Genomic DNA, 17080 nt, shown 5'->3' on the forward strand with positions numbered 1-17080 from the left:
GGCGTCAGCAGTACAGGTTGCTGCCTGGTGAGACCCCGAGGATCTGAGTGAAGCGCTGGTAGGCGTCGACGCGGCTCTGCACCTGGGCGGGGTTCTTGCCGTCGCATTCGAGGGAGCCGTTGATGCTGCGAATGGTCTGGCCGAATCCGGCGCTGTTGACCATGGCGTTGTGCGGGGTCATGCTGCCTGGTCCCGATTGGGTGTTCCAGTACCACAGGCCGGTCTTCCAGGCGACAGCAGCGTTGTTCTCCACCTGCCAGGGGTTGTTGAGCAGGTCGATGCCGAGCGCGTCACCCGCCGCCTTGTAGTTGAAGTTCCAGCTGAGCTGGAGCGGTCCGCGGCCGTAGTAGGCGGCCTGTCCGGCGGGGCAGCCGTACGGCTGGCTCCAGTCGCAGTAGGTGGGGTAGTTGGCGGTGTTCTGCTCGACGACATAGACCAGTCCGCCGGTCTCGTGGCTGACGTTGGCGAGGAAGGCGGCGGCCTCCTGCTTCCTGACCGTGTCGCTGCCGGTGTTCGCGAAGGAAGGGTAGGCGCTGAGGGCCGCGGTGAGTCCGCTGTAGGTGTAGAAGGAGTTCCGGTTCGGGAACATCTGGTTGAACTGCGCCTCGCTCACCACGAAGCCGGACGGAGTGCTGTCGCCGCCGCTCGCGGGTGCGTTCCACTTCTGGTTGGCGCCGCCGCTGCAGCTCCAGATCTGTGTCCGGGTGCCGTTGGCGGAGTTGTTGTCGGTGACGTCCAGGCACTTGTTCGCCTGGGGGTTGACGATGTCGTGGGCGGCGGTGACGGTCCACTTCTGGTTGGCGCCGCCGGTACAGGACCACAGCTGTACCTTGGCGCCGTCGGCGGTCGAATTGCCGGTCACGTCCAGGCACTTGCCGAGGGCGCGGATGGTGCCGTCGGTGCCGACCGTCCACTGCTGGGCGTTCGTGCCGTTGCAGTCGTAGAGCTGGACGGGCGTGCCGTCGGCGGAGTTGGCCCCGGCGATGTCGAGGCACTTGCCGGCGAGTCCGGTGATGGTGCCGGTGTCGGCCTGGGCGGGGCCTGCGGTGAGCAGGCACGCGGAGAGCCCCAGTGCGGCGGTGAGGGCGGCTGTGGAAAGGGATCGGGCCATGAGAGGGGGGTGGCCTTTCACATGGGGGTGGCGGCCGACGCCTCACCTCATGAACGGAGGGAGGCTTCGTACAACGCGTGGCTGACCCGAGAACCTAAATGGGGCGACGACTTTCGTCAAGTAGTGAAGTAAGCATAGTGGAAAGGTGGTTGGCGGGAAGACGGCCAAGAGCCGCGGTCGCGCCGACGGTGGCGCCGAGAGCGCGGAAGCCTCTGCGACTCGGGCGGCTGTCGGGCGATCCGGTGTGATCGGTGTGCTGGGTGGTCCCACGTTGTGCCCTCCGTCCGGGGCACGGGGCATGCGGGGGCGACGGATGCGGGGCCGTCGGGTCCGGCGGGGTCGTGCGACCGGCCGGACCCGCCAGTCAGGGGATCAGCATGCGTTCGGTGTCCGTGCCACCGGATCGGCTACCAGCCGACGGCGACCAGGAGCCATTGCGGATCGGCGTGGGAGATGAAGGAGGACTGGCCCGCCACGTCGTCGTAGGGGAAGCCGTAGGCGAGGTGGTTGATGGCGTTGTCGTGCCAGAACTTGGCGTAGTAGTTGGCTGGTGCCGCCTTGTAGAACTGGGCCGGGTCGGACTGCTGGGAGGCCGGCAGGGTGGCGACGTGGCGGTTGAGGGCGGCACACATGTCGGGGTTGCCCGCCAGCGAGGCGGCGCAGCCGAAGATGTCGGAGGTGGCCGCGTTCACGCCCACTGACTGGGCGTAGGCGGTGAAGTAGTTCGCGTTGGCGCCGCCCGCGCGGAAACTGGGGTCGCTGCCGGGCGCGATGATCCGGTACGGGGCCTGGGTCTGGGCCAGCACTTTGAACTGGTCCGGAACGGCGTCGGTGAAGCGTTGGAAGGTGGTGGCGCGGTCCTCGGCGAAGGTCTGCCGGTTCTCGCCGACCTCGACGTCGTAGCCGTCCTTGGTGTGCAGGCGCATGGCCAGCTTGAGGCCGAAGGCGTCGACCCGGGTGGTGTTGCCGTTGAAGACATTGTTGCCGACGGTGAACTCGATGAAGTCGTAGTACGGGCTGTTGGGCGAACCGAGGTAGAAGTACATGCGGCCCGCGGAGTTGGCCGGCATGTCGAGGTAGGGCTGCTCGGCGATGGAGTGCACCTGCCCGTTGAAGCTCCAGTACACCTGGGTGTCGGGGTACTTGCCGTTGGTGCGGTTGAGGATCTTCACCTCGACGGCGTTGCTCGCCGCGGGGATGTCGCTGGTGCTGCCCCAGAAGTCGTCCGGCGGGGTAGTGCCGCCGGGGCCGTAGACCTGGAACTCCCACAGGGAGTAGCCGTACGGGGTGCCCCGCGCGGTGCCGTAGAGGCGGACGTAGCGGCCACTGCCGGAGATGGCGATGTCCTGCGTTCCGCCGGTGGAGGTGGTGGTGGAGTAGACGGTGGTCCAGGTGCTGGCGTCGGTGGAGGTCTGGATCTGGAAGGCGGTCGCGTAGGCGGCCTCCCAGTTCAGGGTGACACGGCTGAGCTGCTGGACGGATCCGAGGTCGACCCGCAGCCATTGCGGGTCGGAGAAGGCCGAGGACCAGCGGGTGCCTGTGTTGCCGTCGACCGCCGCGCTTGCGGGGAAGGAGCCGTTCTCGGTAGAGGAGGCGGTGGCGGGCCTGCCCTGGGACAGCAACTGGTCTGCGGCGCGCGCGGGCGTCGGTGCCAGGACTGCGAAGCAGGCGGCGATCAGGACGACGATCAGGCCGAGGGCCGCGCGTGGGCGTGCGGCGCCGACCGGCGGTCTGCGGGTGGGTGCGCTGGCGGAACTCTGCATGTGGGGTCTCCTCAAGCCGGTCCGGCATGCGTGGGGATGGAGCAACAGCAGACATGAGAGCGCTCTCTCGGGGTTGTAGTCCTACCGGTGTCAGCCGTCAACAACTGAAGCCGAAATCAGTGGGGTTTGCGGCCCTGTCGACGACACGGCACTGATCTCGCCACCGGTGTCGCGTGTGGCGCGTCCGGCGCATTCGGCTTCCGACCGCCCGATCAGCCCCAAGCCGGGCTCTGCTTACATCCCTTGACGCATCCGGTACGGACCTGACCGCGCCGTCATGCCGACTCGCGACCCACAAGTCAGGGCTCGGAGACGACCGGCGTCGCGTCTGTGAGTGCGCCGTGGGTGTGCTCGTCGAGCAAGCGGGTCAGCTCCGCCGCCCTCTCCTCAACCGGCTGGCGGACGCGGTCGGTCGAGGACGGCAGGTGACGACGATACCGGAGTCGTCGAAGCCGACGACGGCCACGTTCTCGGGCACCCGGCGGCTGCGCTGGCGCAGCACTTGGCAGGCGCCGTGGGCCATGAGGTCGTTGGCTGCGAACACGCCGTCCGTGTCCGGGTGGCGGTCCAGCAGTCCGACATGGCCGCGATGCCGCTGTCGAGGGTCAAGCCGCCCTCGGCGAGTTGTACGTACGGGCGGCCGTGACGGGCGAGCTTGTCGCGGAACCCGGCCAGGTGTTCCCGGCTCGCCGCTACGTCCAAGGGGCCGCATAGCCGAGACCCGCGTCGAGCAGGGTGCCGAGGGTGCGGGCAGCGGCCGGGGTGTCCGCGAAGGGCTCCGTCGCGCCTCGACGTACCCGTGCACGACGATCCCCGGTTCTGCGCCTCGCCCCAACAGGGCCGATCCGACACTGCCCCTGATCGGCCCAGCCGCGGGACGCGGCGGACCACACCTCCCTGGGCGGCCCTCACCGCACCCGCCGATGACCAAGATAGTTCACGCCTTATATTTTGACGTATTGACGGCCGGGCGGACTGCCCCTACCGTCCGATCGGCATCGCGCCCCCACATCGCGACCAAGGAGACACGTGTGACCGACGTTCCTGCCGACGTTCCCGCCGCGCGCGTCCGCGCACCCCGCCGGCGCAGACGCACGGCCGCCCTCACGACAGCCTTCCTGCTGCCGGCCGCCGCCGGTATCGCGCTGGCGTCCGCCCCGAGCGCCGGCGCCGCGACCATCCCCACCGCTCCCACCAACGTCGTCAACGCAGGCAGCGGCAAGTGCGTCGACGCGAGCGGCGGTGCCACCGGCAACGGCACAGCCGTGCAGCAGTACGCCTGCAACGGCACCGGAGCGCAGTCCTGGCAGTTCACCCCGACCGACAGCGGCTACTACCGGATCGGCGTGGCCTCAGCGCCGGACCAGGTCTGGGACGAGACCGGCGTCTCCACCGCCGACGGCGCGCTGACCCAGCTGTGGCTCTACGGCGGCGGCGCCAACCAGCAGTGGCAGCCGGTCGCGGAAGCCTCCGGCACGTACCACTTCGTCAACCGCAACAGCGGCAAGTGCCTCGACGTGCCGTCCGCGTCCACCGCCGACAGCGTCCAGCTGCAGCAATACACCTGCAACGGCACCGCGGCCCAGTCCTTCTCGCTCTCCGCCGGCATCACCCCGCCGGCCGGCACCCCGGACTTCGGCCCCAACGTCACGGTGTTCGATCCATCGATGTCGACGTCCACCATCCAGTCGAAGATCAACTCGGTCTACAGCACCCAGCAGACCAACGAGTTCGGCACCCAGCGCAACGCCCTGCTGTTCACCCCCGGCACCTACAACGTCGACATACCCGTCGGCTACTACACCCAGGTCGCCGGGCTCGGCCTGTCACCGGACCAGGTGTCCATCACCGGCGGCGGCGTGCATGTCGAGGGGCACACCAGCGACGGCAACGCCACCCAGAACTTCTGGCGCGACGCAGAGAACATGTCGGTGAGCCCCAGCTCGGGAAGCACCATGTGGGCCGTCTCGCAGGCCGACCCGTTCCGGCGCATGGACGTACACGGCAGCATGAAGCTGTGGGACGACACCCACGGCACCAGCACCAACTGGTCCAGCGGCGGCTACATCGGCGACTCCCGCGTCTCCGGCCAGATCAACTCCGGGACCCAGCAGCAGTTCCTCACCCAGGACACCGCCATGAACGGCGGCTGGACCGGGCACAACTGGAACATGGTCTTCGTCGGCGACACCGGCGCCCCGGCGACCAGTTTCCCCAATCCGCAGTACACCACCGTCGCCCAGAGCCCCGTGATGCGCGAGAAGCCGTTCATCTACGTCGACAGCTCGGGCAACTGGCAGGTGTTCGTCCCCTCGGTGCGCACCAATGTGCAGGGCCCCGACTGGACGAACGGCAGCGCCCCGGGCGCCTCGCTGCCGATCAGCCAGTTCTACATCGTCAAGCCCGGTGACACCGCCACGACGATGAACAACGCGCTCGCCGCCGGCAAGAACCTGATCGTCACCCCGGGCGTCTACCACCTGTCCGCCCCGCTCAACATCACCCGCCCCGACACCGTCGTCCTCGGCCTGGGCCTGGCCACTCTCGTCCCGGACAACGGCGTCACCGCGATCACCACCGCCGATGCCGACGGCATCGACATCGCCGGCCTGCTGATCAGCGCGAACACCACCAACTCCAACACCCTCATGCAGGTCGGCCCAACCGGCTCGACTGCCAGTCACACCGCCGACCCGATCGTGCTGCACGACGTGTTCTTCCGCATCGGCGGCGACATCGCCGGCAAGGCCACCCAGTCACTGGTGATCAACAGCAACGACGTCATCGGCGACGACCTCTGGCTGTGGCGCGCGGACCACACCAACGGCGTCGGCTGGACGACCAACCCGGCCGCCAACGGACTGATCGTCAACGGCAACAACGTCACCATGTACGGCCTGGCGGTCGAGCACTACCAGAAGTACCAGACCACCTGGAACGGCAACGGCGGCCGCACGTACTTCTACCAGAGCGAGACCCCCTACGACGTCCCCGACCAGTCCAGCTGGACCACCAGCGGAGGCGACCTCGGCTACGCCTCCTACAAGGTCGCCAACTCGGTCACCTCCCACGAGGCGTGGGGTGTGGGTGTCTACGCCTACCTCCGCGACAACCCCTCCGTCGTCCTCGGCCACGCCATCGAGGTGCCCACCACTTCCACGGTGAAGTTCCACAGCATGGTCACCACGGTCCTGGGCGGCGACGGCACCATCAACCACATCATCGACAACACCGGCAACCAGGTAACCCCCAGCAGCAACGTGGCGTACCTGGTGAGCTATCCGTAAGTCCGGCAACGGACCCGACGGTACACAGGGTGCAACTTGTCCGTGCCCTCTGCGGGTGACGTGGGCCGGGCAGACCGGCCGGAGAAGGAGACCGGCGCCCGTGTCGAGGTGGCACGGGCGCCGGACACGCAGCGCGACCACAGGCTCATTCGTTCCCCTGGGCCGGTTCACAGGCGGTCGCCCAGAAGCGCGTCAGCACCTCGGGGCAAGAACCAAAGCAACGCCCCTCGGTCGCCAGGGCCTACCGCATCCTCGCCGAAGATGAAACGGTCGAGATCCCGACCTGACTCGAGGGCCGTGGCCGCGATGCACTTCCGCGGTGGGACGTCCCGCGCCACCCCGGTACCTGCACCAAGATGAGTCTGCCGCACAGCAGGTGTCCACAGACGTGCGCCACCGGTGTCGCAGACCTGCCACGGCGGAAAGGCGGAGGGCCGTGTCGGGCTTGTCCGCATTCTGCGGTTGAAGGTAGACCCATAGCCCCGTGACCAAAGCGGGCGAAGCAGCTGCTGTACCACCGCCCAAGAGGGTGAGGCTCAGCGCTCGCCGGGAGAAGAGCGATCCGCCGGCGACTCGCGGATCGAGTTAGGGAACGCGGTAGTGAGCGGGATGCGGAGAGTGCCAGCGGAGTCCTTACCGAGAGCTGACTTCTCGTCAGTAAAGTCGGCATTGGGTCAGCATCAGTCCGGCCATGGCTGGCTACGGCTGGCGAAACTTGCACTTCAAGGTGCAGTGGAACGGGTGGTGTGAAGGAGGTTTGCTCACGCGGTCTGAGTGAACCGGGCGGGGTGCGCTTCTTCCCGCCCGGCTATGTGTGCGCCGGACTGAAAAACTCCAGTTCAGCGCACCCGACCCCGCGCCTTCAGCGGCACCGGCGGCAGCTCCGGCGCAGGCAGCGGATCCCCGTCGTACCCCTTCACGTCCCCAAAGCGCGTCCCGCTCATCCAGTCCTCCCGGGCCTGTTGGATATCGTCCTGGGTGCGTCCGACGAAGTTCCACCACATGATCAGCTCCTCCGCGAACGGCTCGCCGCCCAGCAGCATGATTCCGGCGTCCGACTCGGCGCGCAGCGGGAGTTCGGAGCGGCCGCAGCCGAGGTAGAGCATCGATCCGGGGAGCACGGGTACGCCGTCCACGTGGGCCTCGCCGGACATGGCCAGGACGCCGTACTCGAAGTCGGGCTCCAGGGGCAGGCGGACGTCGGCGCCCCGGGTGAGGGCGAGGTCGGCGCCGATGATCGGGGTGTACGTCGTACCGGGCGAGGCGGAGCCGTCGAGGCCGCCGAGGATCACCGTGGCGGTCAGGCCCGGTGCGGTGACCGTGGGCAGGTCCGGGTGGTGCTCGAACTTCGGCTCGGAGTGACGGTGTTGGTCGGGCAGTGCGACCCAGAGCTGGGCGCCGTGCAGGAAACGGGCGTGCGGGCGCGGGCTCTCCTCGGAGTGGCTGATCCCGCGGCCCGAGGTCATCAGGCCCAGCTGTCCGGGCCGGATCGTTTGCATGCTGCCCGTCGAGTCACGGTGCAGCACCTCGCCCTCGTGCAGCCAGCTGACCGTCTGCAGACCGATGTGCGGATGCGGCGGGACCTGCATGCCGGGCTCGTCGGCGATGTCGTCCGGCCCGTAGTGGTCGACGAAGGCCCACGCGCCGATCATGCGCCGGCCCAGGTTCGGCAGCAGCCGGCGCACCTCGGTCGACTCGCCCAGCCTGACATGACGGGGGCTCAGCAGTTCGCGGACGGGCTCGGCCACGACGAATCCGCGGCCGCCGCAGACGCTGGGCACCGGCGCGCGGTCAAGATTGCTCATGGCGCCCAACCTAGCGGGGCGGGCGTCGTACCGGTGAGTGCGGAAACACGCATTTTGCTCGGTTAAGTCAACCAACTGACGTACCTTCGGAGGGCTCGCAGACCGCGTCGTCCCGATGGAGGCCCGACCACGTCCCCAGCGCATACCCGGCCCGACCATGCGGGGGAGTCCGTCGCACCGCGGACGAACGTCGTCGTCGCGGTGCTGTCCCTCGGCGGGATCGTGGTCTCGCGGTCACCGCGACCCTGCTCGCGGCGGCCGTCGCCACGCCCGTGACGGGCCGGCACGGCGACAGGCACGGCAAGCGGCTGATGCTGCCGACCAGTCTGCTGATGCTGGTCGCGGTCGCGGTCGCGGTCGCGGTCGCGGTCTCGGTGACGGTGGCGCTCAGCGATGCGGCGCGCTCGGGGACGGCTCGGCCGTGGACGGGGTGACCGCGCTCGGGACCGGGGACGGTGTGCCGGTCGCCGGGCGCGGAAGGCGGGCCGGCTCGGTCGGGCGGGACTGTCCGCCGCGCACCGCGAAGAACACCAGCGCGGCCACGGCGGCCAGCGCCAGCGCGCCCACCACCGTCCGGCGCAGCAGCACCCGGCGGGGCCGCACCACCGCCGTCGGCGGGCGCAACGGCCGCAGGTCGCAGGGGCCGACGGAATGTGCCCGCGCGGCCAGCGCGGCCCGCAGCCGCTCCTCGACCGGCGTCGGCACGGTCCCGGTACCGGACTCGGTCATCGCAGCCCCTCCAGACGTCGGCCGAGGGCGTCCAGGGCCCGGCTGGCCGTGGACTTGACGGCGCCCCGCGACAGGCTGAGCGTCGCCGCGATCTCGGCCTCGCTCAGGTGCGACCAGTAGCGCAGCACCAGCACCTCCCGCTGCCGCCGGGTGAGCGTCCGCAGCGCCGCCAGCACCTCCCGGTGGTCCTCGTGCAGCAGCACGTCCTCCTCCGGGGCGGGTGCGTGCTGCTCGGGGGCGGGAGTGTGCGCCCGTACGGTCCTGCGCCGGCGCAGCACCGAGCGGGCCGCGTTGACCACGCTGGTCCTCAGATACGCCTCCGGGTCGTCCAGCGAGGCGAGCCGGTGACCGTGCCGGCGGAAGAGCGCGGTGAACGCGTCCTGCACGACGTCCTCGGCGGTGGGCAGGTCGTCCACCAGCAGTACCGCGAGCCGGACCAGGGCGAGCCGGCGATGGTGGTACAACTCCTCGATCCCGGGCGGCCGTTCGGCACCGGAGAGGGGGACCGCCCAGAGCGCGCCGGTGCTGATGGCGCCCGTACCGGGAGCCGGTTCGGCGGGTGTGTCAGTACGGGCGCGGGCGAGGACGCCGGCGCCCACGTGGGTGCGCAGTGCCTGCGTGAACCGCCGCCAGGGCGCGGGGCGTCGCGGGATGCCGGGCACCCGGTCCCAGGGCAGGGCCGCCGCCGGTGGTGTGGTTGTCGTCATGGATCTCCTGGAGCCGGAAGCGGGCGCCACCGATCGACGCCCGTTTCCGGCCCTGCCTAGGTGCTGCTGCTCAGCGGTGCTGCGGAACCGGCGCCGGTGCGGCAACACCGTGGTGCGGACCGTGCCCGGTCCGCGTCGGTGCCGGTACGGGGCTGGGGGTGGCGTGGGCGGGACGCGAGGGTACGGGGCTGGGCATGGCATGGCCGGGAGGCGCTGGCACGGGACTGGGGGTGGCGTCCGTCGGCGCGGGCACCGGGGTGGGAGTGGCCGGCACGGGCCTCGGGGTCCCCGGCACGGGCTTCGGAGTGACCGGTGCCGGCGTCGGAGTCGCCGTGCGGACCGGCGAGGGCACGGGGGACGGAGTGGCGGTGCGGGCCGGTGACGGCACGGGCGACGGGGTCGCGTGGCTGCCGTCCTGGGCCGCCTGGGCGGTCATGGTGCCGGCGACGGCCAGGGCCGCGCCTACGGCGGAAACCCCCAGGGCGGCCCTCAGCCTGCGGGCACGGCTGGGGCTGGATGCGCGGTGTGCGGACATGGGTTCCTTCGGTCGTTCGGGGTCGGACATCTGGTCGAAGTGGAGGCCTCCACCCCGACAGACGTCCGACCCCGGCCGAGGTTGCAGGTGACCACCGAACAATTTTCCGCACCCGCCGGAGGACAACGGCAGCCCGTCACGCGCCGTCGGCCCGCGGACCCTCCGTCCATTCCGACGCCAGCACCGACCAGATCTCCTCGTCGTGTCGCTCGCCCCGGTACAGGTAACTCTCCCGCAGGACGGCCTCCTTGCGCATGCCCAGCCGCCGGGCGACCGCGATGCTCGGCGCGTTCCCCGCCGACACCCACCACTCCACCCGGTGGATGCCCCGCTCCCGCACGGCCCAGTCGATGAGCAGGCGCGCGGCCCGGGTCACCAGACCCCTGCCCACCGCCGCCGGTTCCAGCCAGCAGCCCGCTTCCGCCGTGCCCTGCGGGACGTCCATCCGCCGCAGGATCACCGCTCCGACCAGCGTTCCGTCGAGCCGGATCCCCCGGATGAGGCCGGCGTCGGCCGCCTCCTTCCCGGCGTACGCCGTCAGGAACTCCCGGGCCGCCGGCAGGTCCGTGACCACGTCCGGGAGACCGTTGAACCGCCCGATGAACTCCCGGCCACGGTCCACATGGGCGAGGAACTCCTCGGCCTGCCAGGGCTGGAGGGGACACAACTCGGCGCCGTCGGCACCGAGGGAGGTCGCGTACATGGTCACCTTCGGGTGATCGGGTGGGACATCTGGTACGCCAGCCTACGGTCGGCACCCTCCCCGAGCGCCGTGAGGGCCTCGTCCAGCTCCATGAACCACTGCCAGGCCGCCCGCCCGTCGATGCCGGCCAGCCGCGCCACGACCAGATCCTCCAGCTCCGGAACGCGCTTGTTCTTCCAGATCTTGTCGGCCAGGCTCACCAGCAGATCCTCCACGCCGATCCCGGGAGCACCGCATCGGCGTCGAACGCCGGCCTCGGGCAATGCTGTTGGAGCCAGGTGACCAGATCCGCCGCCACCTCGTGCACCGCCCTCAGGTGCGCGACCAGGCGGGGCGGGGCGTCGACCGCTGCCAGCAGCGCGGCGGCGCGGTCGGGAAGCGGCCGGAGGGGTGGATCGCCGGTGTCGTCCGTCGCGATCGCCGACATGTCGGTGGCTCTCACTGTGTCGGAGTAGTCAAAGGCCGATACCTGACCGGGCTGGGCTTCGCCGGGACCATGGCCAAGGAGTACGCGAAGGCCGACGCGTCAGCAGCCGGAGCCGTATTCGGTCCGTCAGCCACGGCAGCCCGTCGGCCGTCGAAGCGCTGCCACCGGCCCCGCGCAGTCGCCCCACCCAGTGTGGCCACCGGCCACTGCCGTCACCCCCTCCCAGCGCGGTCACCGGCCCCCGCCGTCACCCCCCGAACACCGCCGCGCCCTCCTCCGCGAACGCGATCGCGTCCGGGTGGCCGAACAGGCCGGGCAGGCCGCCGGTGTGGACGAAGACCGTCTTCTCACCCGGGCGGACGTCACCGTCGCGGACGGCCGCCCGGAGTCCGGCCAGGGCGCGGCCCGTGTAGATGGGGTCCAGGACCAGGCCCTCGGTGCGGGCGGCGAGCCGGAGCGCCTGTGTCACCGGCTCGGTCAGCGTCGCGTACCCGCTGCCCACCTGGTCCCGGCGCACCCGCAGCCCCTCGGGGGTGATCTCCTCGGTCGACAGGGGTGCCGCGAACTCGGCGACGGCGGCCGCCGGGTCGGCCAGCGCGCCCACGTCGACGCCGAGCACCGAACCGGTGCCCAGGGCCGCGACCAGGCCGGCCATGGTGCCGCCCGAGCCGAGCGCGACCACCACCGTGCGCAGCTGGGGCACCTGCTGGTCCAGCTCCTCGCCGCAGCGCACATAGCCCCGGGCGCCCGGCACCCCCGACCCGCCGAACGGGATCAGCGCGGGCCGGGCACCGCCCGCCCGCAGCCGTGCGCACACCTCGGCCGCCGCGCCGTCCAGCCCGGCCTGGTCCACATCGCCCGCCCACGCGATCCGCGCCCCGAACAGCCCGTCCAGCGCGAGGTTCCCGGACCGGGAGGTGCCCGGTGCGCCGCGCAGGACGAGGACGGCGGACAGGCCGAGCCGGGCGGCCGCGGCGGCGGTCAGCCGGGCGTGGTTGCTCTGCGGGGCGCCCGTGGTCACGAGCGTGTCCGCGCCCTCGGCGAGGGCCGCGCCCACGGTCCACTCCAGCTTGCGGATCTTGTTGCCGCCGCCGCCCAGACCGGTCAGGTCGTCCCGCTTGATCCACAGGTCCTCGGGTTCGAGGCCGAGCGCCGCGGCGAGCCGGGGCGCCGGTTCGACGGGGGTGGGGAAGGTGCCGAGCGGTACGGGGGAGTGGCTCATCGCGTACGTCCTTCGATGCCGGTCGCGGTCGTTCGGGACCAGTCGATCACACCGGCAGCAGCCGGGCGATCAGCGCGCTGAGCTGACGGGCCGTACGGCACTCGTGCATCTCGACCAGCTCGGCGTACGCGGGCGCGGCCGAGTCGCCGGTTCCCCACCGGTCCCGGGGCTCGGGGTTCAGCCAGTACACGCGGCGGGCCCGCCCGGCCACCTCGCGTACGGCTGCCAGGTTCGGGTCGCTCATGTTCGTCCGGGCGTCCCCGAGGACGAACACGGTCGTGCGCGGGCCCACCGCGTCGCCGTACCGCGCGGCGAACTCGCCCAGGGCCACGCCGTAGTCGCTGCTGCCGTGCCAGCCGGTGAGCGTGGCCTCGGCGTGGATGCGGGTGCCGAGCCCCTCGGGGTCGGCGCGGCCGTGGTGGAGCAGGCCGGTCACCTCGTCGAGCCTGTTGACGAAGGCGAACACGCGGACCTTGCTGAACTGGTCGTGCAGGGCCTGCACCAGCAGCATCGTGAAGTCGGAGAAGCCGGACACCGAGCCGGACACGTCGCACAGCAGTACCAGTTCGGGTCGTACCGGGCGGCGCCGGCGCAGCACCGGCCGCATCGGCACGCCGCCCGTGGACAGCGAGGAGCGCAGGGTGCGGCGCAGGTCGACGGTGCCGCGCGCGGCCCGGCGGCGGCGCGCGGCCAGCCGGGTGGCCAGCTTGCGCGCGAGCGGCTGCACGGCTCTGCGCAGCTCGGCCAGTTGGTCCCGGTTGGCGAACAGGAAGTCCACCCGGTCCGCGGTCGGTACGACGCCGCGCCGGGCGATCTCGTCCCGCCCGCGCCGCTCGGCGACCCTGCGCCGCGCCTCCGCCCCCACCATCCGCCGGAACTCCTCGATCCGGCGCCGGATCTCGTCGTCCAGCAGCCGGTCCGCAAAACCGGCCCCGCTCCCGTCCCGGCCCCGGACGTCCGTCCGCACCCGGGCCAACAGGGTCTGCGGGCGCAGCCGGTCGAGCGTCTGGTAGGCCGACCAGCCGTCCGAGCCGGGTGAACTGCCGTAGCCGCCGAGGGCGTCGACCGCGTCCACCGCCAACCGGGCCATCATTGCCCGGTCGTCGGCCGCCAGGGCCTCCGCCAGCCGGTCGCGCACCGCCTCGCGGTCCCCGGATTCTCCGTCCGGGCCGCCGACCCCGCGCGGGAAGTACAGGTCGAAGACCGGGTCGAACACCGCCCGCTGAGCGGGGCCGTGCAGCAGCGTCGCGGCCAGCCCCTCGCGCAGCCGCTCCCGGTCGGCGAGCCCCAGCGCCTCCACCGCGCGGGCCGCGTCCACCGTCTCGCCGGTGCCGATCCGCACGCCGTGTCCGCGCAGCGCCCCGACCAGCCCGGTGATCTGCTCGGCGACCGCGGTCACAGTGCGTCCAGGTCGAGCTTGGCCGCCGCCTTCTGGATGTCGTCCTGATGCTTGAGGATCACCCCGAGGCTGTCGCGTACGACCGTCTCGTCCAGGGTGTCGGCGCCCAGCGCCAGCAGGGTGCGCGCCCAGTCGATGGTCTCCGCGACGGACGGCACCTTGCGCAGGTCCATCGCGCGCAGCGCCCCGACCACCCGGACCACCGACTCGGTCAGCGCCGCGCCGAGCCCGGGCACCTTCAGCCGCACGATCCGCCGCTCCAGCTCCTCCTCGGGGAAGCCGATGTGCAGGAACAGACAGCGGCGGCGCAGCGCCTCGGAGAGCTCCCGGCCGGCGTTGGAGGTGAGGACGACGAACGGGCGCCGGGTCGCGGCGACCGTGCCCAGCTCCGGGACCGTGATCTGGAAGTCGCTGAGCACCTCCAGCAGCAGCCCCTCCATCTCGACGTCGGCCTTGTCGGTCTCGTCGATCAGCAGCACCGTCGGCTCGTCACCGCGGATCGCGGTCAGCAGCGGACGGGGCAGCAGGAACTCCTCGCTGAAGATGTCGGTGCGGGTCTCGTCCCAGCTCTCGTCGCGGCCCGCGCTGATCCGCAGCAGCTGCTTGGCGTGGTTCCACTCGTACAGCGCGCGGGACTCGTCCACGCCCTCGTAGCACTGCAGCCGGACCAGCCGGGCCCCGGCCACCTGGGCGACGGCCTTGGCCAGCTCGGTCTTGCCGACCCCGGCGGGGCCCTCCACCAGCAGCGGCTTGCCGAGCCGGTCGGCGAGGAACACGGTCGTGGCGACGGCGGGCGAGGCGAGGTAGCCGGTCTCGGCGAGGCGGGCGGAGACGTCGTCGACGGACGTGAACAACGGGGCCTCCGGCGGGTCGGGAGTGGTGTCCGGACTCCTATCTAAGCGCTTGTTCAGCGCTGCTGTCACGTGGAATCTGCACAGAGGGCCGGCGCACCGGCTGTTGTCCGCTGTCCCGCGGGGCGCCCCGTACGGGTCAGCCCAACGCGCCGACCGGCTCCCCCGCCCGGTCCAATGAAACGGTGACCGCGCCCCCGGACGACTGCCTCGCGCGCAACGAATGGATCTGCGGCGCCTATCTGAGCACCCGCCGCCGGATCCTCCTCGACGCGGTCGTGCAGCACCTCCAGCTGACCGTCCTGTCGGTCCTCATCGGCCTGGCCGTCGCCCTGCCGCTCGCGGTGCTGGCCCGCCGCTGGGGCTGGACGGCCGGGCCGGTGCTCGCCGTGACGACGGTCCTCTACACGATCCCGTCGCTGGCCATGTTCTCCCTGCTCCTGCCCCTGTACGGTCTCTCGGCCACCCTCGTCGTCGCCGGGCTCGTGCTGTACTCGCTGACGCTGCTCGTCCGGAACATCCTCGCGGGCCTGCGCGCCGTACCCGAGGACACCCGGCAGGCCGCGCGCGGCCTGGGCTACGGCCCGGTCCGCCTGCTGCTCACCGTCGAACTGCCCCTCGCCCTGCCCGCCGCGATGGCCGGCCTGCGCATCGCCACCGTCTCGGCCGTCTCCCTGGTCACGGTCGGAGCGATCGTCGGCTTCGGCGGGCTCGGCAACCTCATCTACGCGGGCATGAACACCTACTTCAAGGCCCAGGTGCTCACCGCGTCCGTGCTCTGCGTGCTGATCGCCGTCGCCGCCGACCTGCTCCTGCTGGGCGTGCAGTGGCTGATCACACCGTGGACCAGGGCGGGCCGCACACGGATGCCCTCCGGGCGAGGGCGGCCGAGGGGCTCGCGAGCGAGGGATGTGTCGACGACCGAGGCGGGCGGCGCATGAGCACCCTGCCCGCGACCTGGCACTGGCTCGCCGACCCCGCGCACTGGTCGGGCGACGACGGCGTGTGGCACCGGCTGCTGCAGCACCTGGTGCTCACCGTCGTCTGCCTGTTCCTGAGCTGTCTGATCGCGCTGCCCGTCGCCCTGGTCCTCGGTCACCTCGGCAAGGGCGGCGCGCTCGCCGTCAACATCTCCAACGTCGGCCGGGCCGTGCCCACGTTCGCCGTCCTGGTCCTGCTGCTGCTCACGCCGGTCGGCAGGTGGGGCGAGGGGCCCACGGTGGTGGCCCTGGTGCTGTTCGCCGTCCCGCCCCTGCTCACCAACGCCTACGTCGGCATGCGCGAGGTCGACCGCGGCGTCGTGCGGGCGGCCCGGGGCATGGGGATGACCGGGCGGCAGATGCTGCTGCGGGTGGAGCTGCCCCTCGCGCTGCCCATGGTCCTGAACGGGGTGCGGATCGCCGCCGTCCAGCTCGTCGCCACCGCCACCATCGCCGCGCTGGCGGGCGGCGGCGGCCTCGGCCGGATCATCACCGCCGGCTTCAACCTCGCCAGTACGCCCCAGGTGGTCGCGGGCGCCCTGCTCGTCGCCGTGTTCGCGCTCGTCGTCGAGGGCGCGTTCGAGATCGCCGAGCGGCTGGCACCGGGGTGGTCGCGGGGCGGCCGATGAGAAGAGCCCTCACCGCCGTCATGCTGCTCACCCTCACCGCCTGCGGCACCGGCCCGTCCCTGGAGAACCGCGGCCAGGTCACCGCGACACCCGGCGACAGCCACCACCTCACCATCGGTTCGGCCGGCTTCACCGAGAGCGATCTGCTCGCCCAGCTGTACGCCCAGCTGCTGAACCAGGCCGGCTACAGGACGTCCCTGCTCACCGTCAACAACCGGGAGCTGTACGAACCGGCCCTGGAATCCGGCCAGATCGACGTCGTCCCCGAGTACGCGGCCACCTTCGCCGACTGGCTGAACGCCAAGACCCACGGCGCGGACGCCAAGCCCGTCGGCTCACCCGACCTCGGGGAGACGATGACCGCTCTGCGCCGGCTCGCCGCACCCCGCGGCCTCACCGTCCTCCCGCCCGGTCGCGCGGTCGACCAGAACGCCTTCGCGGTGCGCGCGGACTACGCCCGCCGGCACGGCCTCAGAACCCTTGGCGACCTCGGAGCGTCGAAACTGAAGGTGCGCCTCGCGGCCGGCGACGAGTGCGTCCAACGACCATACTGCGAGCCCGGATTGAAGAAGGTGTACGGCATCGACGTCACCGGCGTCGACCCCAAGGGCGTCGGCACCGCGCAGGCCAAACGGGCCGTTCAGGAAGGCCGCGACCAACTGGTGCTGACCACCACCACGGACGCCACCCTCGACTCCTTCGGCCTGGTCCTGCTCGCCGACGACAGACACCTGCAGAACGCCGACTACGTGGTCCCGGTGGTCAACCGCTCCCGGGCCGGCAGCGCCGGGGTGGCGAAGGCGCTGGGCAGGCTCAACGACGTCCTCACCACACGCGACCTGGCCGACATGAACCAGCAGGTGGACAGCTGGCGCAGGCTGCCCGCCGACGTGGCCCGCGCCTTTCTGAAGGACAAGGGCCTGCTGAAGTGA

At 71.4% G+C, this 17080-nt stretch carries 15 protein-coding genes and 1 pseudogene; 4 read left to right on the top strand and 12 right to left on the bottom strand.

All coding sequences use genetic code 11. From position 1 onward, the window contains the following. Positions 1 to 4: 4 nt before the first annotated feature. From LMU33_RS29505 to LMU33_RS29515, 3 genes and pseudogenes are all read right to left on the bottom strand, one after another. Positions 5 to 1111 carry a lectin gene (locus LMU33_RS29505; protein WP_228623675.1) on the bottom strand — a complete coding sequence of 369 codons (1107 nt, stop codon included), beginning with the start codon at positions 1109 to 1111 and terminating at the stop codon, positions 5 to 7. Between the two features lie 407 nt (positions 1112 to 1518). Further along, positions 1519 to 2874: a beta-1,3-glucanase family protein gene (locus LMU33_RS29510; RefSeq protein ID WP_228623676.1), complete on the bottom strand. Its 1356-nt coding sequence runs from the start codon at positions 2872 to 2874 to the stop codon at positions 1519 to 1521. Between the two features lie 299 nt (positions 2875 to 3173). Continuing rightward, positions 3174 to 3585: pseudogene (locus LMU33_RS29515) on the bottom strand (substrate-binding domain-containing protein); the annotation flags it as partial. Between the two features lie 320 nt (positions 3586 to 3905). Here LMU33_RS29515 and LMU33_RS29520 point away from each other — a divergent pair. Beyond that, on the top strand, positions 3906 to 6161 hold the full coding sequence (locus LMU33_RS29520) for a pectate lyase-like domain-containing protein (RefSeq protein ID WP_372478075.1): 2256 nt from the start codon (positions 3906 to 3908) through the stop codon (positions 6159 to 6161). Between the two features lie 839 nt (positions 6162 to 7000). Here the strand turns inward: LMU33_RS29520 and LMU33_RS29525 are convergent. The 9 genes from LMU33_RS29525 to LMU33_RS29565 all read right to left on the bottom strand — a co-directional run bounded on the left by LMU33_RS29525 (position 7001) and on the right by LMU33_RS29565 (position 14542). Continuing rightward, positions 7001 to 7966, bottom strand: coding sequence for a pirin family protein (locus LMU33_RS29525; protein WP_228623677.1), 966 nt, complete (start codon positions 7964 to 7966; stop codon positions 7001 to 7003). 387 nt (positions 7967 to 8353) lie between these two features. After that, positions 8354 to 8695, bottom strand: coding sequence for a hypothetical protein (locus LMU33_RS29535; RefSeq protein ID WP_228623678.1), 342 nt, complete (start codon positions 8693 to 8695; stop codon positions 8354 to 8356). After that, the gene (locus LMU33_RS29540; protein WP_228623679.1) at positions 8692 to 9402 is read right to left on the bottom strand and encodes an RNA polymerase sigma factor; all 711 of its coding nucleotides are present in this window, start codon (positions 9400 to 9402) and stop codon (positions 8692 to 8694) included. The genes LMU33_RS29535 and LMU33_RS29540 overlap by 4 nt, the downstream gene beginning before the upstream one ends. A gap of 671 nt (positions 9403 to 10073) precedes the next feature. Further along, positions 10074 to 10640: a GNAT family N-acetyltransferase gene (locus tag LMU33_RS29545; protein WP_228623680.1), complete on the bottom strand. Its 567-nt coding sequence runs from the start codon at positions 10638 to 10640 to the stop codon at positions 10074 to 10076. Positions 10641 to 10642: 2 nt separating this feature from the next. Further along, positions 10643 to 10840, bottom strand: a complete 198-nt coding sequence (locus LMU33_RS42095) for a hypothetical protein (protein WP_372478076.1) — start codon at positions 10838 to 10840, stop codon at positions 10643 to 10645. After that, entirely contained in the window at positions 10837 to 11082 is a 246-nt protein-coding gene (locus LMU33_RS42100) for a hypothetical protein (protein ID WP_372478077.1), read from the bottom strand. Before LMU33_RS42100 ends, LMU33_RS42095 begins: the two co-directional genes overlap by 4 nt. A 232-nt stretch (positions 11083 to 11314) precedes the next feature. Beyond that, entirely contained in the window at positions 11315 to 12289 is a 975-nt protein-coding gene (locus LMU33_RS29555) for a pyridoxal-phosphate dependent enzyme (protein WP_228623681.1), read from the bottom strand. Positions 12290 to 12335: 46 nt separating this feature from the next. After that, positions 12336 to 13688 carry a vWA domain-containing protein gene (locus LMU33_RS29560; RefSeq protein ID WP_228623682.1) on the bottom strand — a complete coding sequence of 451 codons (1353 nt, stop codon included), beginning with the start codon at positions 13686 to 13688 and terminating at the stop codon, positions 12336 to 12338. Continuing rightward, positions 13685 to 14542: an AAA family ATPase gene (locus tag LMU33_RS29565; protein WP_228623683.1), complete on the bottom strand. Its 858-nt coding sequence runs from the start codon at positions 14540 to 14542 to the stop codon at positions 13685 to 13687. Before LMU33_RS29565 ends, LMU33_RS29560 begins: the two co-directional genes overlap by 4 nt. A gap of 182 nt (positions 14543 to 14724) precedes the next feature. Between LMU33_RS29565 and LMU33_RS29570 the strand changes: the two genes are divergently transcribed. Genes LMU33_RS29570 through LMU33_RS29580 form a run of 3 tightly spaced genes read left to right on the top strand, consistent with a single transcriptional unit; the run spans position 14725 to position 17080 of the window. Continuing rightward, positions 14725 to 15480: an ABC transporter permease gene (locus LMU33_RS29570; protein WP_228623684.1), complete on the top strand. Its 756-nt coding sequence runs from the start codon at positions 14725 to 14727 to the stop codon at positions 15478 to 15480. Beyond that, on the top strand, positions 15477 to 16148 hold the full coding sequence (locus LMU33_RS29575) for an ABC transporter permease (RefSeq protein ID WP_228623685.1): 672 nt from the start codon (positions 15477 to 15479) through the stop codon (positions 16146 to 16148). The genes LMU33_RS29570 and LMU33_RS29575 overlap by 4 nt, the downstream gene beginning before the upstream one ends. Continuing rightward, the gene (locus tag LMU33_RS29580) at positions 16145 to 17080 is read left to right on the top strand and encodes an ABC transporter substrate-binding protein (protein ID WP_228623687.1); all 936 of its coding nucleotides are present in this window, start codon (positions 16145 to 16147) and stop codon (positions 17078 to 17080) included. The genes LMU33_RS29575 and LMU33_RS29580 overlap by 4 nt, the downstream gene beginning before the upstream one ends.

This window comes from Streptomyces barringtoniae (assembly GCF_020819595.1).
Taxonomy (GTDB): Bacteria; Actinomycetota; Actinomycetes; order Streptomycetales; family Streptomycetaceae; genus Streptomyces; species Streptomyces barringtoniae.

Coding starts and splice junctions, on each gene's coding strand:
- LMU33_RS29505 (WP_228623675.1), bottom strand. CDS start 1,111: ATGGCCCGATCCCTTTCCACAGCCGCCCTCACCGCCGCACTGGGGCTC.
- LMU33_RS29510 (WP_228623676.1), bottom strand. CDS start 2,874: ATGCAGAGTTCCGCCAGCGCACCCACCCGCAGACCGCCGGTCGGCGCC.
- LMU33_RS29525 (WP_228623677.1), bottom strand. CDS start 7,966: ATGAGCAATCTTGACCGCGCGCCGGTGCCCAGCGTCTGCGGCGGCCGC.
- LMU33_RS29535 (WP_228623678.1), bottom strand. CDS start 8,695: ATGACCGAGTCCGGTACCGGGACCGTGCCGACGCCGGTCGAGGAGCGG.
- LMU33_RS29540 (WP_228623679.1), bottom strand. CDS start 9,402: ATGACGACAACCACACCACCGGCGGCGGCCCTGCCCTGGGACCGGGTG.
- LMU33_RS29545 (WP_228623680.1), bottom strand. CDS start 10,640: ATGTACGCGACCTCCCTCGGTGCCGACGGCGCCGAGTTGTGTCCCCTC.
- LMU33_RS29555 (WP_228623681.1), bottom strand. CDS start 12,289: ATGAGCCACTCCCCCGTACCGCTCGGCACCTTCCCCACCCCCGTCGAA.
- LMU33_RS29575 (WP_228623685.1), top strand. CDS start 15,477: ATGAGCACCCTGCCCGCGACCTGGCACTGGCTCGCCGACCCCGCGCAC.
- LMU33_RS29580 (WP_228623687.1), top strand. CDS start 16,145: ATGAGAAGAGCCCTCACCGCCGTCATGCTGCTCACCCTCACCGCCTGC.